The sequence below is a fragment of the Rhizobium sp. AAP43 genome, from assembly GCF_001296045.1.
Lineage (GTDB): Bacteria > Pseudomonadota > Alphaproteobacteria > Rhizobiales > Rhizobiaceae > Allorhizobium.
In genome coordinates this window covers 49,518-73,004 of record NZ_LJHS01000044.1, presented here as the reverse complement: position 1 = coordinate 73,004, position 23,487 = coordinate 49,518, and the positions used below count along the sequence as shown (strand labels likewise).

General features: G+C 61.5%; 24 protein-coding genes and 1 pseudogene. 21 read left to right on the top strand and 4 right to left on the bottom strand.

The window, feature by feature from the left end; genetic code table 11:
* Nucleotides 1-60: 60 nt before the first annotated feature.
* Complete coding sequence (locus IP76_RS19085; RefSeq protein WP_054159824.1) at nt 61-939, top strand: DMT family transporter; 879 nt, start codon at nt 61-63, stop codon at nt 937-939.
* Here IP76_RS19085 and IP76_RS19080 read toward each other — a convergent pair whose 3' ends face one another.
* Nucleotides 940-2,193 carry a diguanylate cyclase gene (locus IP76_RS19080; protein WP_197278384.1) on the bottom strand — a complete coding sequence of 418 codons (1,254 nt, stop codon included), beginning with the start codon at nt 2,191-2,193 and terminating at the stop codon, nt 940-942.
* Between the two features lie 300 nt (nt 2,194-2,493).
* On the opposite strand from IP76_RS19080, the gene cysS reads away from it, so the two are divergent.
* The 7 genes from cysS to rarD all read left to right on the top strand — a co-directional run bounded on the left by cysS (nt 2,494) and on the right by rarD (nt 9,597).
* Nucleotides 2,494-3,978: a cysteine--tRNA ligase gene (gene cysS / locus IP76_RS19075; RefSeq protein WP_054159822.1), complete on the top strand. Its 1,485-nt coding sequence runs from the start codon at nt 2,494-2,496 to the stop codon at nt 3,976-3,978.
* A 277-nt stretch (nt 3,979-4,255) separates the two neighbouring features.
* Nucleotides 4,256-4,624, top strand: coding sequence for an endonuclease domain-containing protein (locus IP76_RS19070; RefSeq protein WP_054159902.1), 369 nt, complete (start codon nt 4,256-4,258; stop codon nt 4,622-4,624).
* Nucleotides 4,625-4,971: 347 nt separating this feature from the next.
* Nucleotides 4,972-5,439 carry a GFA family protein gene (locus tag IP76_RS19060; protein WP_054159820.1) on the top strand — a complete coding sequence of 156 codons (468 nt, stop codon included), beginning with the start codon at nt 4,972-4,974 and terminating at the stop codon, nt 5,437-5,439.
* Nucleotides 5,436-5,924 carry a GFA family protein gene (locus tag IP76_RS19055; RefSeq protein WP_054159819.1) on the top strand — a complete coding sequence of 163 codons (489 nt, stop codon included), beginning with the start codon at nt 5,436-5,438 and terminating at the stop codon, nt 5,922-5,924. The genes IP76_RS19060 and IP76_RS19055 overlap by 4 nt, the downstream gene beginning before the upstream one ends.
* Nucleotide 5,925: 1 nt before the next feature.
* On the top strand, nt 5,926-6,885 hold the full coding sequence (gene pip, locus IP76_RS19050) for a prolyl aminopeptidase (RefSeq protein ID WP_054159818.1): 960 nt from the start codon (nt 5,926-5,928) through the stop codon (nt 6,883-6,885).
* An 82-nt stretch (nt 6,886-6,967) separates the two neighbouring features.
* Nucleotides 6,968-8,584, top strand: coding sequence for a citramalate synthase (gene cimA / locus IP76_RS19045; protein ID WP_054159817.1), 1,617 nt, complete (start codon nt 6,968-6,970; stop codon nt 8,582-8,584).
* Between the two features lie 116 nt (nt 8,585-8,700).
* Nucleotides 8,701-9,597, top strand: coding sequence for an EamA family transporter RarD (gene rarD, locus IP76_RS19040; protein WP_054159816.1), 897 nt, complete (start codon nt 8,701-8,703; stop codon nt 9,595-9,597).
* Between the two features lie 15 nt (nt 9,598-9,612).
* Here rarD and IP76_RS19035 read toward each other — a convergent pair whose 3' ends face one another.
* Nucleotides 9,613-10,233, bottom strand: coding sequence for a TIGR00730 family Rossman fold protein (locus IP76_RS19035; RefSeq protein ID WP_054159815.1), 621 nt, complete (start codon nt 10,231-10,233; stop codon nt 9,613-9,615).
* A 159-nt stretch (nt 10,234-10,392) separates the two neighbouring features.
* On the opposite strand from IP76_RS19035, the gene IP76_RS19030 reads away from it, so the two are divergent.
* From IP76_RS19030 to IP76_RS23375, 5 genes and pseudogenes are all read left to right on the top strand, one after another.
* Nucleotides 10,393-12,444: a LysM peptidoglycan-binding domain-containing protein gene (locus tag IP76_RS19030; protein WP_054159814.1), complete on the top strand. Its 2,052-nt coding sequence runs from the start codon at nt 10,393-10,395 to the stop codon at nt 12,442-12,444.
* A 107-nt stretch (nt 12,445-12,551) separates the two neighbouring features.
* Nucleotides 12,552-14,441, top strand: coding sequence for an ABC transporter ATP-binding protein/permease (locus IP76_RS19025; protein WP_054159813.1), 1,890 nt, complete (start codon nt 12,552-12,554; stop codon nt 14,439-14,441).
* A 191-nt stretch (nt 14,442-14,632) separates the two neighbouring features.
* A pseudogene (locus IP76_RS19020) lies at nt 14,633-15,334 on the top strand (phosphatidylserine decarboxylase); the annotation flags it as partial.
* A gap of 14 nt (nt 15,335-15,348) precedes the next feature.
* Nucleotides 15,349-16,209 (top strand): CDP-diacylglycerol--serine O-phosphatidyltransferase, encoded by an 861-nt coding sequence (gene pssA / locus IP76_RS19015; protein WP_054159811.1) that lies wholly within the window; start codon nt 15,349-15,351, stop codon nt 16,207-16,209.
* Nucleotides 16,210-16,383: 174 nt separating this feature from the next.
* Nucleotides 16,384-16,542 (top strand): hypothetical protein, encoded by a 159-nt coding sequence (locus IP76_RS23375; protein WP_197278387.1) that lies wholly within the window; start codon nt 16,384-16,386, stop codon nt 16,540-16,542.
* A gap of 19 nt (nt 16,543-16,561) precedes the next feature.
* Here the strand turns inward: IP76_RS23375 and IP76_RS19010 are convergent, their stop codons facing one another.
* Nucleotides 16,562-17,323 carry an SOS response-associated peptidase gene (locus tag IP76_RS19010; protein ID WP_054159810.1) on the bottom strand — a complete coding sequence of 254 codons (762 nt, stop codon included), beginning with the start codon at nt 17,321-17,323 and terminating at the stop codon, nt 16,562-16,564.
* Nucleotides 17,324-17,451: 128 nt separating this feature from the next.
* On the opposite strand from IP76_RS19010, the gene IP76_RS19005 reads away from it, so the two are divergent.
* The 8 genes from IP76_RS19005 to IP76_RS18970 all read left to right on the top strand — a co-directional run bounded on the left by IP76_RS19005 (nt 17,452) and on the right by IP76_RS18970 (nt 22,517).
* Nucleotides 17,452-17,880: an NUDIX hydrolase gene (locus IP76_RS19005; protein WP_082352626.1), complete on the top strand. Its 429-nt coding sequence runs from the start codon at nt 17,452-17,454 to the stop codon at nt 17,878-17,880.
* Between the two features lie 74 nt (nt 17,881-17,954).
* The gene (locus IP76_RS19000; protein ID WP_156318650.1) at nt 17,955-18,320 is read left to right on the top strand and encodes a TIGR02301 family protein; all 366 of its coding nucleotides are present in this window, start codon (nt 17,955-17,957) and stop codon (nt 18,318-18,320) included.
* A gap of 96 nt (nt 18,321-18,416) precedes the next feature.
* On the top strand, nt 18,417-18,674 hold the full coding sequence (locus tag IP76_RS18995; protein WP_054159808.1) for a hypothetical protein: 258 nt from the start codon (nt 18,417-18,419) through the stop codon (nt 18,672-18,674).
* Nucleotides 18,675-18,692: 18 nt separating this feature from the next.
* On the top strand, nt 18,693-19,436 hold the full coding sequence (locus tag IP76_RS18990; protein ID WP_054159807.1) for a hypothetical protein: 744 nt from the start codon (nt 18,693-18,695) through the stop codon (nt 19,434-19,436).
* Between the two features lie 89 nt (nt 19,437-19,525).
* On the top strand, nt 19,526-20,362 hold the full coding sequence (locus IP76_RS18985) for a folate-binding protein YgfZ (RefSeq protein WP_054159806.1): 837 nt from the start codon (nt 19,526-19,528) through the stop codon (nt 20,360-20,362).
* A gap of 3 nt (nt 20,363-20,365) precedes the next feature.
* Nucleotides 20,366-20,995: a YfbR-like 5'-deoxynucleotidase gene (locus IP76_RS18980; RefSeq protein WP_054159805.1), complete on the top strand. Its 630-nt coding sequence runs from the start codon at nt 20,366-20,368 to the stop codon at nt 20,993-20,995.
* Entirely contained in the window at nt 20,992-21,528 is a 537-nt protein-coding gene (locus tag IP76_RS18975) for a tyrosine phosphatase family protein (RefSeq protein WP_054159804.1), read from the top strand. Before IP76_RS18980 ends, IP76_RS18975 begins: the two co-directional genes overlap by 4 nt.
* Nucleotides 21,525-22,517, top strand: coding sequence for an NAD regulator (locus tag IP76_RS18970; protein ID WP_054159803.1), 993 nt, complete (start codon nt 21,525-21,527; stop codon nt 22,515-22,517). The genes IP76_RS18975 and IP76_RS18970 overlap by 4 nt, the downstream gene beginning before the upstream one ends.
* A 63-nt stretch (nt 22,518-22,580) precedes the next feature.
* Here IP76_RS18970 and nadC read toward each other — a convergent pair whose 3' ends face one another.
* Nucleotides 22,581-23,486 carry a carboxylating nicotinate-nucleotide diphosphorylase gene (gene nadC, locus IP76_RS18965; protein WP_054159802.1) on the bottom strand — a complete coding sequence of 302 codons (906 nt, stop codon included), beginning with the start codon at nt 23,484-23,486 and terminating at the stop codon, nt 22,581-22,583.
* Nucleotide 23,487 lies beyond the last annotated feature (1 nt).

Sequence of the window (23,487 nt, the reverse complement as noted above, 5' to 3'; positions counted from 1 at the left end):
GGCACGCTCTTTCCTCTCAGGGTTCGGCCCAGGCCTGATCCCCACCGTCCCGGATTCCCCATGCGCCCCAGAGACATCGCCGTCTACACGTACCTCGCCTTCGCCTGGGGCCTGTCCTTCCTGCTGCTGCTGCATGTGGTCGACGCTTTCGGCTGGATCGGCGCCGTCACCTTTCGCTGCTTCATCGCGGGTTTCCTGCTGGTCGCCCTAGCGAAAGTGTTCAGGCGGAAACTGGATTTCAGCGCCGGCTGGCTGCACTTCACCATGGTCGGTGCGACGACGGTCGCAGGCCAGCTGATCGGTCTTTCCTACGCCACCCCACTGATCGGAACGGCGATGGCGGCGATCTTCGTCGCGTCCATCCCCCTGTTCTCCATGGTTATCGCTCAGCTCTGGGGCCTCGAGCGCATCACGCCGGCACGCGTGCTGGGGCTCGTGCTCGGCACGGTCGGGATCGTCATGCTGGTCGGTTTTCCGGCCGTACCCGTAACCAGCGCCTTTCTGGTCGGCTGTCTTGCCATGGTTGGCTCGACCTTCTCGGCCGCCTACGGCAGCAACTATGCCAGCCGCCATCTCGAAGGCACGGGCTCCTGGGAAGTCACCATCGGCTCGTTCCTCGCCGGCGGTGTACTCACATTCCCGCTGCTCTGGTTTGTACCGGTACCGGGAACTCCGGCGCCAATCGACTATCTCTATCTCGTCGCCTTGGCCGGCCTGATGAGTGCGCTGACCTATGTGCTGTATTTTGGCCTGGTCAAAAGCATCGGCGCCACGGCTGCAATCAGTGTCGAATTCGCAGTCACGGTCGTTGCCGTTCTGGTCGGTGCGCTTCTTCTCGATGAACCCCTGACGCCCCTGCAGTTGCTGGGCGGCGGCGTGATCATGCTGGGTTGCGCCCTGGTTCTCGGGATTGTTCGGGTGCCACGCACGGCGCGCTGATCACCCACGCCCGCGGAATGAACGGGCGGTCGGATGCCGCTGAACCTCCGCAACCTCGTCCGCAGCGCCCGCCAGGCGCTCACCTGTAATCAACAGGAGTTCGGCCGGCTGGTACAGCCGCACGCAATTGCGGCCATCCGCCTTGGCGCGGTACAGAGCCGCATCGGCTGAGGCCAGCAAGTGGTCGAGCCGCATCGGCTTTTCCAACACTTCCGAAACGCCGATGCTGACGGTAATCTTCGCGTTGACTGCCGCCCCGATGCGGAGATCGGCAATGGCAGCCCGCAGGCTTTCAGCCACGTCCATGCCATGCTCTGCACTCACCGAGGGCATGAGGCAGGCGAATTCTTCTCCGCCGATCCGGGCAAACGGCCATTCCTTTGGCAAGCGTTGCTCGATCGCGCGCGAGAATGCGAGAAGCACCTCGTCACCCATGGCGTGGCCGTAAGTATCGTTGATCGCCTTGAAGTGATCGATATCGAAGAGCAACAGCGTCGCCCCCCGCTCCTCTTTTCGAAGGTGCCTCTCGGCCTCTGCCACAAACGTTCGCCGATTTGACAGGTTCGTCAGCGGATCGCGTTCCGAGGCAAGACGGTAGCGAAGTTCATCTCGTTCCTTGGCCATGATCAACAATGAGACCAGTGACAAAACGATCAGGACGAGGTTGCCGAGCGTCACTGCGCCGAACCAGGAAGCGGCATTTCCGTCAAGATCGTAGGGCGCCCCGAAAAGCAGTGTCAGCGGCACAAAGGAAAGCCAGATAAGACCGCGCATCGTATTGGCCAGAACGGCCAGCATGCGCGATGGGAGCGGCTCAGTGTGCCCAGCGACCAGGATCTCACGGGCCGTGAGGAAGCAATAGGCGCCAATCAGGACGCCGAACCCCATGCTTCTGGCGTCCACGCTCTCCCGAAATACAGGCAAAATCCAGAGAAGGCCCCAGATGACCCCACCCGCAACAGCGCCTGGCAGTGAGGTTTTGCCGCCCTCAAAGGCCACCACCGCCTGCCAATAAAAGCCGACCGAGCAGGCTCCGAAGAAGAGCCCAAGGCCACCCACGAGCGGCAAGGGCAGTTCGGCGCGAAAGGCATGCAGGATCAGGGAAGCGCAGGCGCAAAACCCCGCGATCGCCAACATCGACAGGACGGGCCCGCCACGATAGCGCCACCACATGTAGACCAAAAGCAGTGTCGATATCAGTGTGACCAGCGCATGGACGACCATGATGGTGGGCAAATGCAGGGCGTGGTCCATGCCGAAGATCATCTCCGAGGATGTAAGAGCGTCACCCCAGAAATGGTGTATTTATCTTGATAAACACTTAAGGTGATGAGATGACTTTATGGACAACTGAAAGGGGCCGTCAGCACGGAAACCACCCTTGACCAATGCTGGAAGCCGCGCCATAACATCGCCCATGAAAACGAGCCTCTGCATCATTTGCGGGACCATTATTCGCTAGCGCTTCGCTGGCCTGGCCGTTTTCGTCTCCTGCATAGACCCAGATGACAAACGACCCGGTCCAGCCGGGTACATTCGTTCTGGGAGACTGACATGGCCGCCGGCCTCAAGCTTTACAACACGCTCACACGCGACAAGGTCGACTTCGAACCGATCGACCCCGACAATGTGCGCCTGTATGTCTGCGGCCCGACCGTCTATGACTTCGCCCATATCGGCAATGCGCGGCCCGTCATCGTCTTCGACGTGCTCTACCGGTTGCTGCGCCACACTTATGGTGCCGACAAGGTCACCTATGTTCGCAACATCACCGACGTGGACGACAAGATCAACGCACGCGCCTTGCGCGACTTCGGCAGCCAAATCGCCGATGGCTCGATGAGCCTCAATGAGGCGATCCGGGCCGTGACCGGCAAGACCGAAACCCAGTTCCACGCCGACGTGGCTGCACTCGGCTGCCTGAAGCCAACGGTCGAGCCTCGCGCGACCGACAACATTCCCCAGATGATCACGATCATCCAGCGACTGCTCGACATGGGCCATGCCTATGTGGCGACCGGTTCGGAAGGTCACGAAGTGCTGTTCTCCACCGCCTCGATGGCGGATTACGGCATGCTGTCGAAGCGAAAGCTGGAAGACCAGCAGGCGGGTGCCCGCGTCGCTGTCGAAAGCCACAAGATGAACCCGGCAGACTTCGTCCTGTGGAAGCAGTCGGCCGATTCCGAGCCCGGCTGGCCGGCGCATTTTACCTTCGAAGACAAGGCGCATGCGATCTTCGGCCGCCCCGGCTGGCATATCGAATGCTCTGCCATGTCCGACCGCTATCTCTGGGAAGAGATCAAGGATCGTCTCTCGCCGAAGGCCAAGGCGAAGCCGCACCAGTTCGACATCCATGGCGGCGGGCTGGATCTGATCTTCCCGCACCACGAAAACGAGATCGCCCAGTCCTGCTGCGCCTTCGACAACGACCTGATGGCGACGGTGTGGATGCATAACGGCTTCCTGCAGGTCGAGGGCCGCAAGATGTCGAAGTCGGAGGGCAATTTCGTCACGATCAATGAGCTGCTGGACAGTGAGAAGTTCGGCGGGCGGAAGTGGCCGGGCGAAGTGCTGCGGCTTGCAATGCTCATGACGCATTATCGCGAGCCGATCGACTTTTCGGTCAAGCGGCTGGAGGAGGCAGAGCGGCTGCTGGCAAAGTGGCCGGCAGGCGACGCCGGCGAAGTGGCACCGGATGCCTCGGTCCTCGACGCACTTGCAGACGATCTGAACACGGTTGCCGCCGTTCAGGCTCTGCATGCGCTGGCCCAGGCTGCGAATGGCGATCCATCGAAGCTTCCGCTTTTCGCCGCCTCCGCTGCTCTGCTTGGTGTTGCGCCGAAAAAAGCCCAGGTCAGCGACGATCTCACCGCCGCCGTCCAGGCCCTCGTCGACATGCGGCTCGAAATGCTCAAGGCGAAGAACTTCGCCGAGGCTGACAAGATTCGTGACGACCTTGCGGCCAAGGGCATCCAGCTCAAGGATGGCAAGGACAAGGAGACGGGCGAGCGGGTGACGACCTGGGAGGTCAAGCGGTAGGATGGTTACGGCTGCGGCGCGGGTTACCCCCCTCTGTCACTTCGTGACATCTCCCCCACAAGGGGGGAGAGTGGGGACGCATGCGCTGCGGCGGTCAAACTCTCAGCTGTTTGACGTCATGGGCAACGCCAGCGGGGTCCCGCTCTCCCCCCTTGTGGGGGAGATGTCCGGCAGGACAGAGGGGGGTGCCACACAGACAACGCCAAACACGCCCCTTGCCAGAACACACAACCAAAGACAGTCTTCCGATCGGATAAAACCGGTGATGGAAGCCGTCATGCCGCACGCACCCGTCCCGCCGCAGCGTCGCGCGAATGCGAAACGCATGCGCAAAGAGATGACCGATGCCGAGCGAAAGCTCTGGGGCTGCCTTCGGGCACACCGCTTGATGGGGCTCGGCTTTCGCCGCCAGGTTCCTGTCGCGGAATTCATCGTTGACTTCGCCTGCTCGGATCACAAGCTGATCGTCGAGGTGGATGGGTCTCAGCATGGAAACGATGTTGACCTTGCCTATGATGCGGCGAGGACGCGGCGGCTTGAGCAGGACGGCTGGACAGTGCTGCGGTTCTGGAACGACGACGTTTTGCGGGATATCGACAATGTCTGCCAGCATATAGTGATCGTTGCGGGTAAGGAGCGGGCGTGATGATTGCGGTGTTGTCTGCGGCGCAGTTTCCCCCCCTCTGCCCTGCCGGGCATCTCCCCCACAAGGGGGGAGAGCGGATTGCCGCGTCCCTCGCGTTCTTTGGCCGAAGCATCAATGTGATAGTGGCAGGAGGCCAGCGTCTCCACTCTCCCCCCTTGTGGGGGAGATGTCACGAAGTGACAGAGGGGGGCGACCGCGCCCTCGACCGGTCCACCCCATGACCCAACCCAATCCCAATACCAAGATGCCGAAATGGCTGCTTTACGGGCTGATCGCCAAGGGCGCTCTGATTGCCGTTGTCATCATCGGCGTCACGATTTTCATGACGCTGCGATAAGGAGAGAGGCGTGAGCGAAGTTCATTCCGGCGGCTGCCAATGTGGCGCAATCCGGTTTCAGGCGTCCAGGCTTGGGCGGTCGTCGATCTGCCATTGCCGGATGTGCCAGAAGCAGTTCGGCTCGTTTTTCGGTGCCTTCGTCACCGCCGATCAGGCGCATCTGACCTGGACGCGCGGTCAGCCGATGCTCTATCGCTCCTCGGCCAAGGTGAAGCGTGGCTTTTGCAGCAAATGCGGCACGCCGCTTTCCTATCACCATCCGGCCGGCGTGGAACTCGCCATCGGCGCTTTCGACCATCCCGAAGATTTCGAGCCGCAGGTGCAGGTCAACCACCACAAGCGCCTCCCGTGGATCGATCAGCTGTTCGGAAAGCCCGCCTATTCCAGCCCCGAGATGGAGGCCTTCTTTGCCTCGATCGAAAGTTTTCAGCATCCCGACCATGACACGGCCGCCTGGCCGCCGGAGGATGATCAATGACCCGTCAAGTGCATTCCGGTGGCTGCCAATGTGGCGCGATCCGTTACAAGGTCGCCGGCGAACTCGGCTATCCGCATATCTGTCATTGCCGCATGTGCCAGAAGGCCAGCGGCAATCTGTTCATGGCGCTTGCCGGTTCGCGGCAGGAGGATTTTCTCCTGATGCGGGGCGAACCGAGCTGGTTTCAATCATCAGACCCATGCGGGCGCGGTTTCTGCAAAGACTGCGGAACGCCGCTTTTCTTCCGCACCAAGGGCTCGCCCTATATCAGCGTCACGATCGGCAGCCTCGACAAGCCGGAACTGGCCGAGCCCGTGTCACAGGACGGTGTGGAAAGCCGTCTGCCCTGTTTCACAAAGTTATTTTCCCTGCCTGAGAACACCACGGACCGATCAGACCTGGCGGAGGGGGCTGCCGGCATTGCCGCCACCAGCCGACAGCATCCGGATCATGACACGGTGCTCTGGCCAGCCAAGAGGACATAAGATGACGACGGAATTGCGCGGTTTTTATCCGGAGATCGAACCTTTTGAGACCGGGATGCTGGATGTCGGTGACGGACATCAGATCTATTGGGAGCGCTTTGGCACGAAAGGCGCCAAGCCGGCAGTCTTCCTGCATGGCGGCCCGGGTGGTGCCACCAGCCCATCGCATCGTCGTCTCTTCGATCCGGCTCTCTATGACGTCATCCTGTTCGACCAGCGCGGCTGCGGCAAGTCGACCCCGTATGCCTCGATTGAGGCCAACACCACCTGGCATCTGGTCGCCGACATCGAGCGCTTGCGCACAATGATCGGCGCGGAGAAATGGCTGGTCTTCGGTGGCTCATGGGGCTCAACGCTTGCGCTCGCCTATGCGGAAACCCATCCAGAGCACGTTTCCGAACTCGTGCTGCGCGGCATCTACACGCTGACAAAGGCCGAGCTTGACTGGTACTACCAGTTCGGTGTCTCCGAAATGTTTCCGGACAAGTTCGAGCGCTTCTGCGCGCCGATCCCGGAGGACGAACGCCATGAGATGATGGCCGCCTATCGCCGCCGGCTGGTCGGCACCGACCGCGAGGAGCAACTGCGCTGCGCGGTGGCCTGGAGCACCTGGGAAGGCGAAACGATCACCCTTCTGCCGAACCCTGATTATTCCGATCATTTCTACGACCCGGAATTTGCGCTCGCCTTTGCGCGCATCGAAAACCACTTCTTCGTCCATGCCGGCTGGATGGAAGAGGGTCAGCTGTTGCGCGATGCCTACAAGCTGAAGGACATCCCGGGCGTGATCATCCACGGCCGCTACGACATGCCCTGCCCGGCCAAATATGCATGGCAGCTGCACAAGGCCTGGCCGAAGGCGGATTTCCACCTGATCGAGGGGGCAGGCCACGCCTATCTTGAGCCTGGCATTCTCGACCAGCTGATCCGCGCGACGGATCGGTTTGCGGGGAAGAGCTGAACTAGACTTTGCCCCTCACCCTACTCTCTCCCCGCAAGCGGGGAGAGGACGTGAGATCACCAAGTTGCCTGAGGACAACAGTATGACGCTTGAAAAGATCACCCTGTTCGACACGACACTGCGCGACGGCCAGCAGACGCCGGGCGTTGATTTTTCGGTCGAGGACAAGATCGCGATTGCGACCATGCTGGACGATTTCGGCATCGATTACGTCGAGGGCGGATATCCGGGTGCCAACCCGACCGATACGGCATTCTTCTCCAGGAAGCGCACGCACAAGGCCGGTTTCGTCGCCTTTGGCATGACCAAGCGTGCCGGCATCTCCGCCTCCAATGATCCGGGCCTCAGCCAGCTGATCCAGTCGAAAGCGGACGCCGTCTGTCTGGTGGCGAAGAGCTGGGACTATCACGTCAAGGTCGCGCTCGGCTGCACCAATGCAGAAAATCTCGAAAGCATCCGAGACAGCGTGCATGCCGTGGTCGCCGCGCAAAAGCTTGCCATGGTCGATTGCGAGCATTTCTTCGATGGCTACAAGGCGAATCCCGAGTATGCCATAGCCTGCGCGAAGGAAGCCTATGATGCCGGCGCCCGTTGGGTCGTGCTTTGCGACACCAATGGCGGCACGCAGCCGCCCGAGATCCGCGAGATCGTTTCAGCCGTGATCGCATCCGGCATCCCCGGCGCCTCGCTCGGCATCCACGCGCATAACGACACCGGCCAGGCGGTCGCCAATTCGCTCGCGGCCGTCGAGGCGGGCGTTCGGCAGATCCAGGGCACGCTGAACGGCATCGGCGAGCGCTGCGGCAATGCCGATCTTGTCACGATCATCCCGACGCTCTGTCTGAAGGAGACCTATGCGTCGCGCTTCGAGACGTCGATCGACCGGGAAAAGCTTGTTGGCCTCACCCGCCTGTCGCGCGCCTTCGACGAGATGCTCAACCGCTCGCCCAATCACCAGAGCCCTTATGTCGGCGGCTCGGCTTTCGCCACCAAAGCCGGCATCCACGCCTCGGCGCTGTTGAAGGATCCGAAGACCTACGAACATGTCGAACCGGAAAGCGTCGGCAATTTCCGCAAGGTCATGGTTTCGGACCAAGGCGGCAAGGCGAATTTCCTCAACGAACTCAAGCGCCGCGGCATCACGGTTGCCAAGGATGATCCAAAGCTCGACACGCTGATCTCCGTCGTCAAGGAGCGCGAGGCCTCGGGCTATGCCTATGAGGGTGCGGATGCGAGCTTCGAGCTTCTGGCGCTGAAGACGCTCGGCACCGTGCCGGACTTCTTTGCGGTCGACAGTTTCCGCGTCATGGTCGAACGCCGTTTCGACAGCCATGGCCGGTTGAAAACGGTGTCGGAAGCCGTGGTGAGGGTGCAGGTCGATGGCGAAATGATGATGTCGGTGGCCGAAGGCGATGGGCCGGTCAATGCACTCGACATTGCGCTGCGCAAGGATCTCGGCAAGTACCAGTCGGAAATCCTCGACCTTGAACTGGCAGACTACAAGGTGCGCATCCTGAACGGCGGCACGGAAGCCATCACCCGCGTATTGATCGAATCCACTGACGCCACCGGGGCCCGATGGTGGACGGTCGGTGTGTCGGAAAACATCATCGACGCCTCCTTCCAGGCGCTGATGGACTCGATCATCTACAAGCTGATGAAGAACCGCGAACTGGCGGGGAAGATCGCCGCTGAGTGATCCATTGCGCGCCAATGATCGCCTGACGTGAACGATCCATCACTGAAATGCGTTTGCGCCTGCAATCTTGCGGGCGTAATCCCGTTTCAAAAGCATAACAAATGTCAGGAAACACCATGGCCGACGTCTCTGCCCCCGCCGAGAACAAGGACAGCCTAAACGGCTTCCTGTTTGCACTCTCGGCCTACCTGCTCTGGGGCTTCCTGCCGCTCTACATGAAGGCGCTGTCGCATATTTCGCCAGCAGAAGTGATCGCACATCGTATCCTGTGGTCGATCCCGGTCGCAGGGCTTCTGCTGATCGTGCTCAAGCGCACTGAGGATCTCAAGAAAGCGATCCGCAATCCGAGAATGCTCGGCATGGCCGCTGTCACCGCAACGCTGATCAGCGTCAACTGGGGCATCTATGTCTGGGCGATCGGGGCAGGACACGCGCTCGACACGGCGCTCGGCTATTTCATCAATCCGCTATTCTCCATCCTGCTCGGCGCAGTGATGCTGAAGGAAAGACTGCAGCGGACCCAGATTGCGGCACTGGCCCTGGTGGTCATTGCCGTGGTCATCCTGACCGTTGAAGCAGGCCGCCTGCCGATCGTGGCGTTGGCGCTGACCTTTTCCTGGGGTTTCTACGCCTTTTTCCGCAAGACGCTGCCGATCGGGCCGAACCAGGGCTTTCTCCTCGAAGTCCTGCTGCTGTCGCCGATTGCGCTCGGCTATCTCGTCTACCTCAACCTCTTTGGCGAGGGGCACTTCCTGATGGGCAACATGACGGACACGGTCCTGCTTGCATCCGCAGGCCTGGTGACGGCCGTGCCGCTGATCCTCTATGCCAATGGTGCCAAACTCTTGCGCCTGTCGACGATCGGGATCATGCAGTATATCGCACCGTCGATGATCTTCATCACCGCCGTCTTCGTGTTCCACGAACCGTTCAGCCCGGCCAAGGCCGTCGCATTCCCGCTGATCTGGGTGGCGCTGGTGATCTACACACTGCCGATGCTTCGACGCCGCTGACGCTCCGCATGGCCCTTAGAGCTTGGCGATCGTCTCCGGGTCGCCTTCCGGCATTTCTGCCTCGGCCCAACGGCTAGCGATGGCGGGAACAATGTCCTCGATCCGGTCTATGACCAACGGGCGGACCTTGTGTGCCGTGTGAATGAAGCCCGATTCCGACATGTGATCAATGAGTTCCAGCATCGGCTTCCAGAACTGGTTGATATTGGCAAAGACCATCGGCTTGGTGTGGCGACCGAGCTGACCCCATGTCATGATCTCGACGATCTCCTCCAGCGTGCCGATACCACCGGGCAGTGTCACGAAGGCATCCGAGCGCTCGAACATCGCGTGCTTGCGCTCATGCATGTCCTTGGTGATGATCAACTCGTTGAGCTGACCGAGCGAGTGGCGGGTCGCTTCCATGTCGACAAGGAAGTCCGGGATGATGCCGGTCACGTGGCCACCGGCCGACAAGACGCCTGACGCCACCGCACCCATGATACCCTTGGTGCCGCCGCCATAGACGAGGCGGAGGTTGTTTTCGGCAAGGGCGCGGCCGAACTGACGTCCGGCTTCCATGAAGGCCGGATCACGGCCGGGCTGGGAACCACAATAGACGCAGACGGATCGAATCGGGGAATTTTGCTTGCTCATGCGGGTCAAAAAACAGGCTGCCGATGGCAACGTCAACAAAATTGGCAGAAAACACGTCTCTTGCCGGCTTGAAGTGTGCTGCGACGCTTGTCGTTGCCAAAGCTAGACGCTAGCAATTTGAAGATACAGTGGCGGATCGTCTGCCGGGAGACTTGAGAAATGAAGAACCGTGCCCTCTGGGTGGTCCTGTTCGTGCTTGCCATCGTCAGCCTGTTGATGGTGTTTGTCATCATGCCGCGCCTTCATCTGTCCGACAGCGATGCGCCAACTGTGACGGCGGAGACGACGCCCGCCGCAACCCAGCCGCCAGCAACGCCCTCCACGGAAACCGCGAACCAGAAGATGGACCGGCTTAAGACGGAGGCTGTCGCAGCGGTAGACCGGATGACCGCCCTCTTCGACGAGGGACGCACGCCTGGGATCGAGGCCTATTCGGCCGCCCGCACCCTCGCGCAGGGCGCTGTTGCAGCCCTTGCCTCTCTCGACATTCCGACGGACCTTGACGCGAAGCTCGCAGACGCCATGCGCAAAGTCCGTGCCGATGCAGCAAAGGCACTTGCCATGATCGAGCAGCTGCCCGCCGACCCTGCCCGTGCGACAGCGATGATTGTGGCCGTGAAAAACGCCTTGCTCGGTGCTCCCGTCGAGGCCGTCGCCCCACCAGAGGTTTCGTTTGCGCCACGCTTCGATATCCTGCGGGTCGAGCCCGATGGCTCGACGGTGATTGCCGGCAATGCCCCGGCTGGCGCCAAGGTCGAGATCATCAGCGGCGATAAGGTCATTTCCTCACAAACCGTCGATGGCACCGGCGATTTTGCAGCCGTCCTCGATAATCCGCTCGCACCCGGCGACCACTCGCTACAGATCCGGGCGACAGGCACAGACGGCAAGGTCGTGACATCGGAAGAGATCGCGACGATCTCGGTTCCCGACAAGGGCAAGGGTGAGCTGCTCGCCATGGTCTCCAAGCCGGGCGAAGCCAGTCGGCTGATCACACTTCCCGGCCAGGAAGCCGCACCGACGGCGCCGGCGGCCGACGCCGCTGCCAATCCCGCCGGGGCCGCAGCAACGACCGAGGCCGCTGCCAACACCATGCCCGCCATGCCGGACCTTCCGGCCGCGTCCAGCACACTGGCCTCTGCCCCGCCAGCCATGCCGGGCACGACTGACGGCCAGACAGTGGCCGCCGCGAAGCCCGCAGAGGCCTCCAGCACAAGCCAACCGACGACCCTTGCGGAGGTTCAGGTGACGGCTGTCGAGATCGAGGGTCGCAAGATCTTCGTTGCGGGCCGTGCGCCTGCCGGTGCCATGGTCCGGGGTTATGCTGACAAGGCCGCGATCGGCGAGACGCGCAGCGATACGACGGGCAATTTCGTCATCGAGGGCGACATCGAGCTTTCTGTCGGCAATCACCTGATCGAGGTCGAACTTCTCGATGCGAATGGCCGTGTTCTGGTGCGCGCGGCTGTTCCCTTCGATCGTCCGGCCGGCGAACAGGTATCCGTCGTTGCTCCGGGGACAGCTGCAGCCGATGCAAGCAAAGGCACGCCGGAAGAGGCAGGCTTCGAGCGGCTTCGGATCGCACTCTCCAAGTCGATGGCCATCCTGCAGAACCTTTATGCCGGTGGGCAATCCCCTGCCATGGATCAGGTCGCGGCAGCGCGTTCCTCGGTCGAGATCGCGCTCCAGTCCATCGCCGGATTGCGCGTCCCGGCCGATGCCACGGACCAGTTTGTCCTGACGGCAGCGACCCACACTGCAAAGGCCAAGGATGCGTTGAAGCTGTTGCAGTCCGTTCCGGCCGGTGACGTCAAAGCGATGGGCGAGGCACTGCCGAAGCTTGCTTCCATGCTTGCCGATCTCATGCAGCCGGATGCCCCGGACACCGCGTCCCAGGCCCCTGCGGCTAATGCTGCGGCAAGTGGTGCATCGGCCGATGCCGGCTCCACCGAGCCACGCACCATCCAGCAGGCACCGCTGGCACAGAGCGACAACAGCGTCATCATCCGACGCGGCGACACGCTTTGGCAGATCTCCCGCCGCGTCTATGGGCAGGGCGTCCGCTACACGACGATCTATCTCGCCAATTCGAAGGAGATCACCAACCCGGACTTCATCGAGCCGGGCCAGATCTTCACGGTTCCGAAAGATGCCCTGCCGAATGCCGAGGAAATCCATCGCAAGCGTTTGCAGGACAAGGCAGTGAACTGACCTTTCGGTATTCGGTCATTGTATTCACGAAACCGAGACCCTAAGTGAACACGGGCGGCGGTCCATACGGATCGCCGCCTTTTTCTATGAACGATCAGGGGCCGGGGATGGCGGACATCAAGAAGAAAACGGTATCGGCCGACGACGGCAATCCGATGCGCACACTCGTGAACCTCTGGCCCTATATGTGGCCGGCGGATCGCATGGACCTGAAGATGCGGGTCGTCTGGGCATCGGTCTTTCTGATCATCTCGAAATTCATCCTGATCCTTGTGCCCTATTTCTTCAAATGGGCGACCGATGCGCTGGATGGCCAGCTGGACATGGGCGGCCTTCTGCCGACCTTCCTGCTTGGTGCCGTGGCGCTGGTGATCTTCTACAACGTCACCCGGATCGCCCAAGTCGGTCTCAACCAGCTGCGTGATGCGCTGTTTGCCAGCGTCGGCCAGCATGCCGTTCGACAACTCGCCTACAGAACCTTCGTGCATATGCACCAGCTGTCCTTGCGCTTCCATCTCGAGCGCAAGACCGGCGGGTTGTCGCGGATCATCGAGCGCGGCACGAAGGGCATCGAGACGATCGTGCGCTTCACGATCCTCAACTCCATCCCGACGCTGATCGAATTCGTGCTGACCGCCGCGATCTTCTGGTGGACCTACGGCTTTTCCTATCTCGGCGTCACCGCCTTTACCGTCTGGGCCTATATCTGGTTCACAATCCGCGCATCCGACTGGCGCATCGGCATTCGCCGGGCGATGAACGACAGCGACACCGACGCCAATACAAAGGCGATCGACTCGCTGCTCAACTTCGAGACGGTCAAATATTTCGGCAATGAGGAGATGGAAGCCAAGCGCTTCGATGCTTCAATGGCGAAGTACGAAAAGTCTGCGACCCAGGTCTGGACCTCGCTCGGCTGGCTGAACTTCGGCCAGGGTGTCATCTTCGGTGTTGGCACCGCGATCATCATGGTGATGTCGGCCATGGCCGTTCAGCGTGGCGAGCAGACGATCGGCGACTTCGTTTTCGTCAATGCGATGCTGATGCAGTTGTCGATCCCGCTCAATTTCATCGGTTTCGTCTATCGCGAAATCCGCCAGGGTCTAACCGATATCGAACAGATGTTCGATCTTCTCGAAGTCCAGGCGGAAGTCGTCGACTGTCCTGACGCGGTGCCACTGGTCATCGGCCAGGGCGCGATCGCCTTCAAGGACGTGCATTTCCACTATGACCCCGACCGCCCCATCCTGAAGGGCGTCTCCTTCGAGGTCCCGGCCGGCAAGACGGTCGCGGTTGTCGGCCCATCGGGTGCCGGCAAGTCGACCATTTCGCGTCTGCTCTATCGATTCTACGACGTGCAGCAGGGATCGATCACAATCGATGGCCAGGATGTGCGCGCCGTAACGCAAAAATCGCTGCGCTCGGCGATCGGCATGGTGCCGCAGGATACCGTCCTGTTCAACGATACCATCGCCTACAACATCCGCTACGGTCGCCCGGGCGCATCCGATGCCGAGATCCTGCAGGCGGCCGAGGTGGCGCAGATTGGCCATTTCATCCAGGAACTGCCTGAGGGTTTCAACACCAAGGTGGGCGAACGCGGATTGAAGCTCTCGGGCGGTGAAAAACAGCGCGTGGCGATTGCCCGCACCGTGCTCAAGGCACCACCGATCCTGATCCTCGACGAAGCGACGTCCGCGCTGGATACGACGACCGAACACGAGATCCAGTCGGCTCTCGACATCGTGTCGCAGAACCGCACGACACTGGTCATCGCCCACCGGCTCTCGACCGTCGTCGACGCCGATGAGATCATCGTCTTGAAGGGTGGCGAGATCGCGGAGCGCGGGAGCCATGCGGCCTTGCTGGACCAGAATGGTCTCTATGCGTCGATGTGGAACCGCCAGCGCGAAGCGACACAGGCGGAAGAACGCCTTCGTCAGGTTCAGGAAAACGACGAACTCGGCGTTGTTGTGCGCCGCCCGCCGGCCATCTGACCTTGCGACCTTTTGGCAGGGCGTTTCGCGCCCTGCCGCCTTTCCGCGGAGCCGCCGCGATTATTGGCCTGCTTTTCGGGTCTGTCGCGCTGTTTGAAAAGCCCTGCATCGTGGCTCATGTGCGCCCCGCCATTGCCCCTTGGTCGCATTCGGGGTAGTCACGGACAAATCAACGACTTCAGACAGAGGTACCGATGGATCTGTTGGAAACCATCCGCAAGACGATCGTCCCCATCCACAAGGAAGGCTATCCCTTCATTGCGGCCTTCTTCGTCGCCTCCCTTATCCTCGGCTGGATCTGGGATCCGCTCTTCTGGATCGGGATGGTGCTGACGCTGTGGTGCGCCTATTTCTTCCGTGATCCGGAACGCGTCACGCCGCAGGACGACGATCTGGTGATCAGCCCGGCCGACGGCCGCGTGTCGTCCGTGCAGATGTCTGTTCCGCCGGAAGAGCTCAACCTCGGCTCGGAGCCGATGCTGCGCATCACCGTGTTCATGAACGTATTCAACTGCCATGTGAACCGCGCCCCCGTGCGTGGCCGCGTGACAACCATCGCCTATAAGGAAGGCCAGTTCCTCAATGCCGAGCTGGACAAGGCTTCGACCGACAACGAGCGCAATGGTCTCGTCATCGAATCGCGCCATGGTAACGTCGGCGTGGTGCAGATTGCCGGGCTTGTTGCCCGTCGCATCGTTTGCTGGACCAATCCGAACGAGCCGCTCGATGCCGGTGAGCGCTTCGGCCTTATTCGCTTCGGCTCGCGTCTCGACGTCTTCCTGCCTGCCGGTGCTGAACCGCGCGTCGCGCTTGGCCAGACCGCAATCGCGGGTGAAACCGTGCTGGCAGAGTTCGGCTCGAGCAAGGGGCCGGTCATCAGCCGCCGCAGCTGAGGAGAACGCACACGATGGAACCGACCAAACTGAGCATTGATAACCGCCCGAACGGCCAGAAGGACGACAACGCCCGAGGGCCGCGCCTTCGGGAAATTCCGCTCAGGCTGGTCGTTCCCAACCTGATCACAGTGCTGGCGATCTGCGCCGGGCTTACCGGCATCCGCCTGGCCTTCGAAGGTCGCTACGAGCTTGCGGTCGCCATGGTTCTGGCCGCCGCCTTCCTCGACGGCATCGACGGCCGTGTTGCCCGCATGATGAAGGCGACGTCGAAATTCGGCGCACAGATGGATTCGCTTGCCGACATCATCAATTTCGGCGTGGCACCAGCGCTTGTCCTCTATGTTTATGTCCTCGACCAGGCCCGCTCCTTCGGCTGGATCGCCGCGCTGATCTATGTGATTGCCGCTGGCCTCCGCCTCGCCCGGTTCAACGTCATGGCCGAGCGCGAAACAAAGGCTCCCTGGCAGTCGGAATTCTTCGTCGGGGTCCCGGCCCCGGCTGGCGCCGCACTCGTGCTGCTGCCGGTCTATATCGGTTTCATCGGCTTTGCGCCCGTCGATATCTTTGCCTATGTGAGCGCCGGCTATACGATGCTGATTGCCGGATTGCTGGTCAGCCGCCTCCCCGTCTGGTCGGGCAAGTCAGAAACCACGCGCATTCGCCGCGACCTCGTGTTCCCGATGATCCTCGGCGTGGTGCTCTACGTCGCTCTTCTGATGAGCTACACGTGGCAGGTTCTGATCGTGTCGGTCGTGCTTTATCTCTGCTCATTGCCGCTCGGCGCGCGGAACTGGCATAACCGCTATGGCACACTGACGATTGGCGAAGAGAGTGCCGAACACGGATTTTCAGAAATCGACCGCGGCGTCTGACCTTTCGTCACTGCCGGGCACCATCAAGAGCGCCGTCCCCTGGGACGGCGCTCTCGCTTTATGTTAGTATTTTCTTCTAATTTGATTTGATCAAAAGTTTCCGCCACGCTTTTGTCATGATCTCCGCAGAGAGAGCCGCCAACGATAAAACGGGTAAGGACACTTCCGAGGGACATGACGATGACGACCGAGATCAAGACCGAGCAGCAGCCACAACAACAGCAGCAGCCGGCAGTTCAGACCCTGGCCGCGCACTACCGCCCGATCGGGCTCAAGGCCGTCGTTGCGGCCGCCTTGATGCTGAAGCGCAAGCCAGCAGCCAAGATCGCCTGAAGTCCTGGCCGCAAAGAGCTCAAAACAGGCTCATCTGCCCGTCGCCCGGTGGCTTTCCGGGCGACTTGAGCTGGCGTGACGGGACGACAGGTGTCTGCAGCTCCGGCCCGACATTGGCGACCTTGTTGACGAGGTCGGAGACGGGAATCACCTCGAATAGGTCTTCCTGAGCCGGACGCAGCAGATCCGCGACATCGCGAGGTTCGCCTGCGCGGCAGTCCAGCCAGCGGGTAAAATCTTCCGGAGCGATGACAACCGGCATGCGGTCATGCACGGCGCCGACAGTCTCATTCGCTGCGACTGTCAGAATGCAGCCGGTGTCGATTTCCGAGCCGTCCTTCGACAGATAGCTTTCCATCAGCCCCGCGAAGCAGACAATGCCGCCTGCCTTCGGACGGATCCAGTAGGCCTGAGACTTTTCGCCGCTTTCCTTGGAGGGCCGGTGCCATTCGTAGAAGCCGGAGGCCGGCACCAGAATGCGATGATGGCGCATCGCGCCGCGAAAGGATGCCTTCTCGGCAGCGGTTTCGGATCGCGCGTTGACGAGCAGCGTGAATTCCTTCGGATCCTTGACCCAGGAGGGAATGAGACCCCAGCGCACAAGCAAGGCCTTACGGTCGGGCCGGTTCGATCCATGTGCGGAGGGCGGCGTGGCAATGGCAACCAGGATGGGCTGCGTCGGCGCAATATTGTAGCGCGCCGGAAAGCCATCCAGTTCGAGGAGACCCAGCAATTCGCGAACTTCTTCCGGGCTCGCGGTCAAAGCGAAACGTCCACACATAGGGAAATGCATGGCAGCCGCGCCAGAACAGGTCAAGCCATGGGTGAAACTTGCAGTGTCGGAAGTTAGACGTGATAATCGCACCGCATGTCGCCTTCTTCGGCGACGGGAAAGGACATCCGACCTGCATGCCCATGACTGAACCGCGACTCGCCTCATCCGCCATTGTCCATCGCGACGGACGCTATCTGCTCGTGCGCCGCGCCAATCCGCCCGCCGCAGACCTCTTCGCCTTTCCCGGCGGACGGGCCGAGGCAGGCGAGACCGCAGCCGATACTGCGCTTCGTGAACTGCTGGAGGAGACCGGGATCGCCGGCTCCAATCCTCGCCTGTTCGAGACCGTCGAGCTTCTGCCGGAACCCGGCCTTGCCGGTAGCCACTATATTCTGTCCGTCTTCCTCGTTGACGCCGCTGCCGATTCGCTGGCATGCGCGGATAGCGACGCGCTCGAAGCGGGCTGGTATCTTCCGGAAGAGGCTCTCGCCATGCCGATCCCGGACAGCGTTCGGGCCTGCCTTCTGCGGCTGGCGCCAAACAGTCTTGAGGTCATCGCATGAGCCAGCATCTCAACAGAGCCCCCCCCCTTGCGATCGCCGCACTGGCGCTGGGCGTCGCCCTCGTTTCTCCAGCCATGGCGCAGACAGAGGCCGTGCCGCAGGCCGGCGGCAGCGAAGCTGCGGGCTTCGAGAAGCCAGCCCCTTACGACGATCGCCTCACCCGTTTGTCCGAGGTGGTCGGTGCCGTGCATTACCTGCGCAATTTGTGCAATTCTGCAGCCGAGCCGGAATGGCGCCAGTCACTATCGGATCTGATGGAAAACGAGACCAAGGCCGAGCCGAAGCGCCGGGCACGGCTGACCGCCGCTTACAATCGCGGTTATCGGTCATTCGCATCGGTTTACACGACTTGCACAGCCGCCGCAGTTCGTGCAGAGGAGAATTACCGTAACGAAGGCGCAACACTGGCGGCGGAAATTACCGCACGCTACGGAAATTAACGAATAATTCACCTCTTCCGATCTTGCCCCGTGTCGTTTTGGCAAAACCCTGATAGGGTCATTAACGACTGAGTAAGAGTGCTTCGAGGAATGCCCATGGATCCGCGCCGAAACGAAATCGACGATATGATCGTGCATGAAAAAATGCAGGCGGCGCTGGAATATCAGAACGAGGCCTGGGCAGACGGCATGGCAGACGGCATCGAGCCGGAGATCATCGCCGATGCTGCCTTTGCGCTCGCCATGCGCGAAACCATCCGCATTCACGGTGAGCATGGCGCCGAAGCCATTCTCGACGCACTGAAGTCGAGGCTCCTGGCGGGAGAGTTTTCGCCCGAGCGGCAACTGCAGTAACCTTCATCGAGGACTGACATGACGATGTTATCGCGGGTCCGGCTCCTTTGCCTGGCTGCCGCAGTTGGGCTTTCGGCCGCCCCTCTTCCGTATTTCTCGAGCCCTGCGCTCGCGCTTTCGGACATTCGCGACATCACGCCGAGCGAACCGGACACATCACCTGCGACATCGGACGATACGGTGGAGCCCATCGATCCTCCGGTCGTGGAAGACACTATCCCGGTCATTCCAGATCCCGACCCACTCATCCGCGACGACGAGGCGGAGGCCGCAGATGATCTGGCCGCCGAGCCGCCTGCAGAAGTCTTCTATGATCTCGAAAAAGCGCCTGAGCCTGTGCGCCGGATGCGCCGCCTGATCATGGAAGCGGCGCTCACCGGCGATATCGCGCGTTTGAAGCCGCTGCTGAACCCCGGCCCGGAGCAGACGCAGCTTTCGGCTCTCAATCCAGACCAGGACATCCTCCAGACTCTCAAGAGCATGTCGGGAGACGCAGACGGACTTGAGGTTCTGGCGATCATGCTCGACATCCTCTCGACCGGCTATGTCGTTCAGGATAAGGGCACACCGGACGAGGCCTATGTCTGGCCCTATTTCGCCGGCAAGGCCATCGGCCTGCTGACGCCTGCCGAAAAGGTGGAGCTGTTGCGCATCGTGACCGCCGGCGACGTCGCTGAAATGCAGGAATACGGCAATTACAACTTCTTCCGCCTCGGCATCACCCCCGATGGCCGCTGGAAATTCTTCACCGTCGGCGACTGATCCCAACTGTGGGCTGTTGAAGGGCGGGCTTGTCGGGTAGACTGCGAGCGCCTAACTGTCCGGCAACAGCAATCATTCGGTGACTCGCAATGCCTTCAGCCTTCCTGCCAGACCGGACCTTCCTTCGGATCGGCGGTCCGGATGCAGAGCATTTCCTGCAGAACCTGATCACCACCGATCTCGGCCAGGTGCCCGCTGGCGAAGCCTGGCCTGGCGCGCTCCTGACGCCTCAGGGCAAGATCCTCTTCGATTTCCTTGTCTGGCGTGGCGAGGGTCAGTTGATTCTCGAAACGACGATGGATCAGGCAGACGCGCTTGTCCGCCGCTTGACCATGTACAAGCTTCGGGCGGCCGTCACGATCGAGATCCTGGAGACAAAGGGAACGACCGTCCACTTCGGTGAAGCAACCACGGCCGGTTTCGTCGATCATCGATTTGCAGTCGCGGGTGTCAGCGTCCACCGAAACATGGGCCCCACCGCTCCTGTCTTGGATCAGGCTGCCTTTGATGCGCTCCGGATTGCCTGCGGCATCCCGGAATCGGGCTCGGACTTCGCCCTTCAGGATGCGTTTCCGCACGACGTCCTGTTCGACAAAATCGGTGGCGTTTCCTTCCGCAAGGGTTGCTATGTCGGCCAGGAAGTGGTGTCGCGCATGCAGCATCGCTCGACGGCGCGTCGCCGCCTGGTGATTGTCACGGGTGACACTGCTCTGCCATTCGGCGGCGTGGAGATGACCGTCGAACAAAAGTCCATTGGCACGCTCGGTTCGGTTTACGAGAACAAGGGGCTCGCCATCCTTCGTATCGACAAGGCCGGCGAGGCCATGGCGCAAGGGCAGACAATCTTGGCTGGCTCGGTGCCGGTGACCCTGACGCTTCCCCAGTGGAGCGGCCTCGACTTTCCCGTTGCATCCGAGGAAGGCTGACCCATGGCCTCGTCGACTGTTTCGTCCAACCGTGCCTGGCAGCGCATGCTGTCCGGCCGCCGTCTCGACCTGCTTGATCCTTCGCCGCTTGATGTGGAAATCACCGATATCGCCCATGGCCTGGCGCGTGTGGCTCGCTGGAATGGCCAGACATTCGGTGAGCACGCCTTTTCGGTGGCGCAACACAGCCTGATTGTCGAGGATGTGTTTCGTCGTTCAAATCCGAAGGCAAACTCAAACGACCTCATGCTGGCGCTTTTGCATGATGCGCCGGAATATGTGATCGGCGACATGATTTCGCCGTTCAAGGCCGTGGTCGGCGGTGGATACAAGGTCGTTGAGAAACGTCTGGAAGCGGCCATCCATCTGCGCTTTGGCCTTCCCGCCCATCCGACAGCGGCGCTGAAAGGCCTGATCAAGAAGGCCGACATGATCTCAGCCTATTTCGAGGCCACCGTCCTTGCCGGATTTTCGGAAGTGGAGGCGCGCAAGTTCTTTGGCCAACCGAAGGGATTTGAGCGCGACACGATCCTGATCGAGCCACTGCCGACCTTTCAGGCGCAGGCGAAATTCATCGAGCGGTTTGAGGCGATCGAAGCCGAGCGCCAATCGTCAAACAGGGCTCGGGCATGAGCCTGATTGTTGTTTCGCCACTCGCCCGGATTGCCGAAATGGCGGTGCGCCACAAGGCGCGCGAGATGATCAGCCTGCTGGCCGCCAACCAGGATTTTCACCGGCCAGCGGTGATCCAGGCGTCGCGACACCTGAAGCTCGGGATGAACGACATCACCTTTGCCGGCACCGGCGACCTGATTGCCCCGCAAGAAGCACATGTCGCCGAGATCATCGCATTCGCACGGAGCTGGGACCAGACGGCGCCACTTGTCGTGCATTGCTGGATGGGCGTTTCCCGTTCGCCGGCGGCCGCGATGATCGTCAGCCTTGCGGTTGCACCTGACGATGATGACGAAGCCTTGGCACTAAGACTGCGAGAGGCCTCACCCTTCGCCACCCCGAACAGCCGACTGATCGAGATTGCCGATGGCATGCTCGGCCGCGAGGGGCGGCTGATCAAGGCCGTGAAGGCGATTGGGCGCGGGGCGGATACGGACGGCAATGCGCCCTTTGCGCTTGCCTTGCCCGACATGGGACAGGCCGGACAATGACGACACCTGCCGGGATCGAGATCGGCCTTAATGCGGCGATCGTCGCGATGATCGATCAAGGTCCCCAGCTCCTCGTCGTCGCCGACATGCAGCATACCCTTGACGCCCTGCCCTTCGGGCCTTTCGATCCCGTGCGCCACAGCACGATGGAGCGATCGCTGCGCGGCACCGTCGAGGCACAGACGGCGCTTGAACTTGGCTATATCGAACAGCTCTACACCTTCGGCGATCGCGGACGCCACAAGATGCCGGGCGACCTCGGGCCGCATGTCGTATCCGTCGGCTATCTGGCTCTGACGCGAACGGATGCCGCCAAGACGGCACGCCTTGAGGCGGCCGGGGCCGTCTGGCGGGACTGGTACAGTTTCCTGCCCTGGGAGGACTGGCGAAACGGGCGGCCGGCGGTGATCGATCGGGTCATCCTGCCGGCTCTTCGGGCTTGGGCAGCAGAGCCCAGTGGCAGTATGGGCTCGGCCCCAGTCCCGTCGCGCCCGTCGCGGCTCAAGCTTGCCTTTGGCCAGGATGACTTCCCGTTTGACGAAGAACGCGTGCTGGAGCGCTATGAACTGCTCTATGAGGCCGGCCTGCTCGATGAGGCGGTGCTGGACGGTCGTGTGGCCGAACGATCTGTTGCGCATGCGCTCGGACGCCCGATGCGGCACGATCACCGGCGGATCGCGGCGACGGCGCTGGCGAGATTGCGCAGCAAGATCAAGTATCGGCCTGTCATCTTCGAGCTGATGGCGCCAGAGTTTACGCTCACCGAACTGCAGGTGACGGTCGAAGCGATTGCCGGCAGGCATGTTCACAAGCAGAATTTTCGACGCCTGGTCGAGGGGGCTGAACTCGTCGAGCCGACCGGGCACAGCAAGGCTGCAACCGGTGGACGGCCGGCAGCCCTTTTCCGCTTCCGGCGCCAGATCCTCGAAGAGCGGCCGGCACCGGGCCTTCGCCTCGGCGGCCGGTCAACAGGCCAGCCCGGCGGTTGACCTTACAGCTCCCGGCGCATCGCGGCTTGCGCAATCATTCCGCACGGGGACATACGGCTTCGATCAGTGAACCGCGATGTCGAGGCCGATATCGAGTGTTGGCGCCGCCATGGTGATCTTCGAGGTGGAGATGTAGTCGACACCGGTCTCGGCAAGGGCGCGGATCGTGTCAAGACGGACATTTCCGGAGGCTTCCAGGACCACGCGGGATGGCGTCGTTGCATAGTCTTCCGCGCCGAGACCGTGATGCAGGCGATTGATCGCGACCGCCTCCCGCAAGAGATCCGGCCCCATATTGTCGAGCAGGATCACGTCAGGCCTGACCGAGAGCGCCTCGCGCATCTGGTCAAGGCCATCAACCTCGACCTCCAGCTTGACGAGGTGCCCGGCATAGGCACGGGCCGCCTCGATCGCTTGCGCGACACCGCCGGCAACCGCGATATGGTTGTCCTTGATCAGGATCGCATCATCGAGACCGAAGCGATGGTTCGAGCCGCCGCCGAGCCGAACCGCATATTTCTCGACGGCTCTCAGGCCCGGCAGGGTCTTGCGTGTGCAGGTCACTTTTGCCGACGTTCCCGCGATCGCCTCGGCGAAGCGCGCCGTGTAGCTTGCGACGCCCGACAGGTGCATCAGGAAGTTCAGTGCCACCCGTTCGGCCGAAAGCACCGCCCGCGCCGGCCCTGTGACACGGGCAAGCACCTGACCGGGTGAGACCCGGTCGCCATCTGTCGTGAGCCGCTCGAAGCAGACTGCCGGATCGATCAGCCGGAAGGCGGTCTCGGCCAGAGGAAGGCCGGCGACAACCCCGCTTTCGCGGCTGTTCATCGCCGCCATGGCCTGCTTTTCCGGTCCGATCGTTGCGTAAGTGGTGATGTCACCTGCCCGGCCGAGATCTTCGGCCAAGGCCATGCGCACGAGATCCTCGACCATCAAGGGCGACAATTGCGGCAACAGGGAAATGGTCATG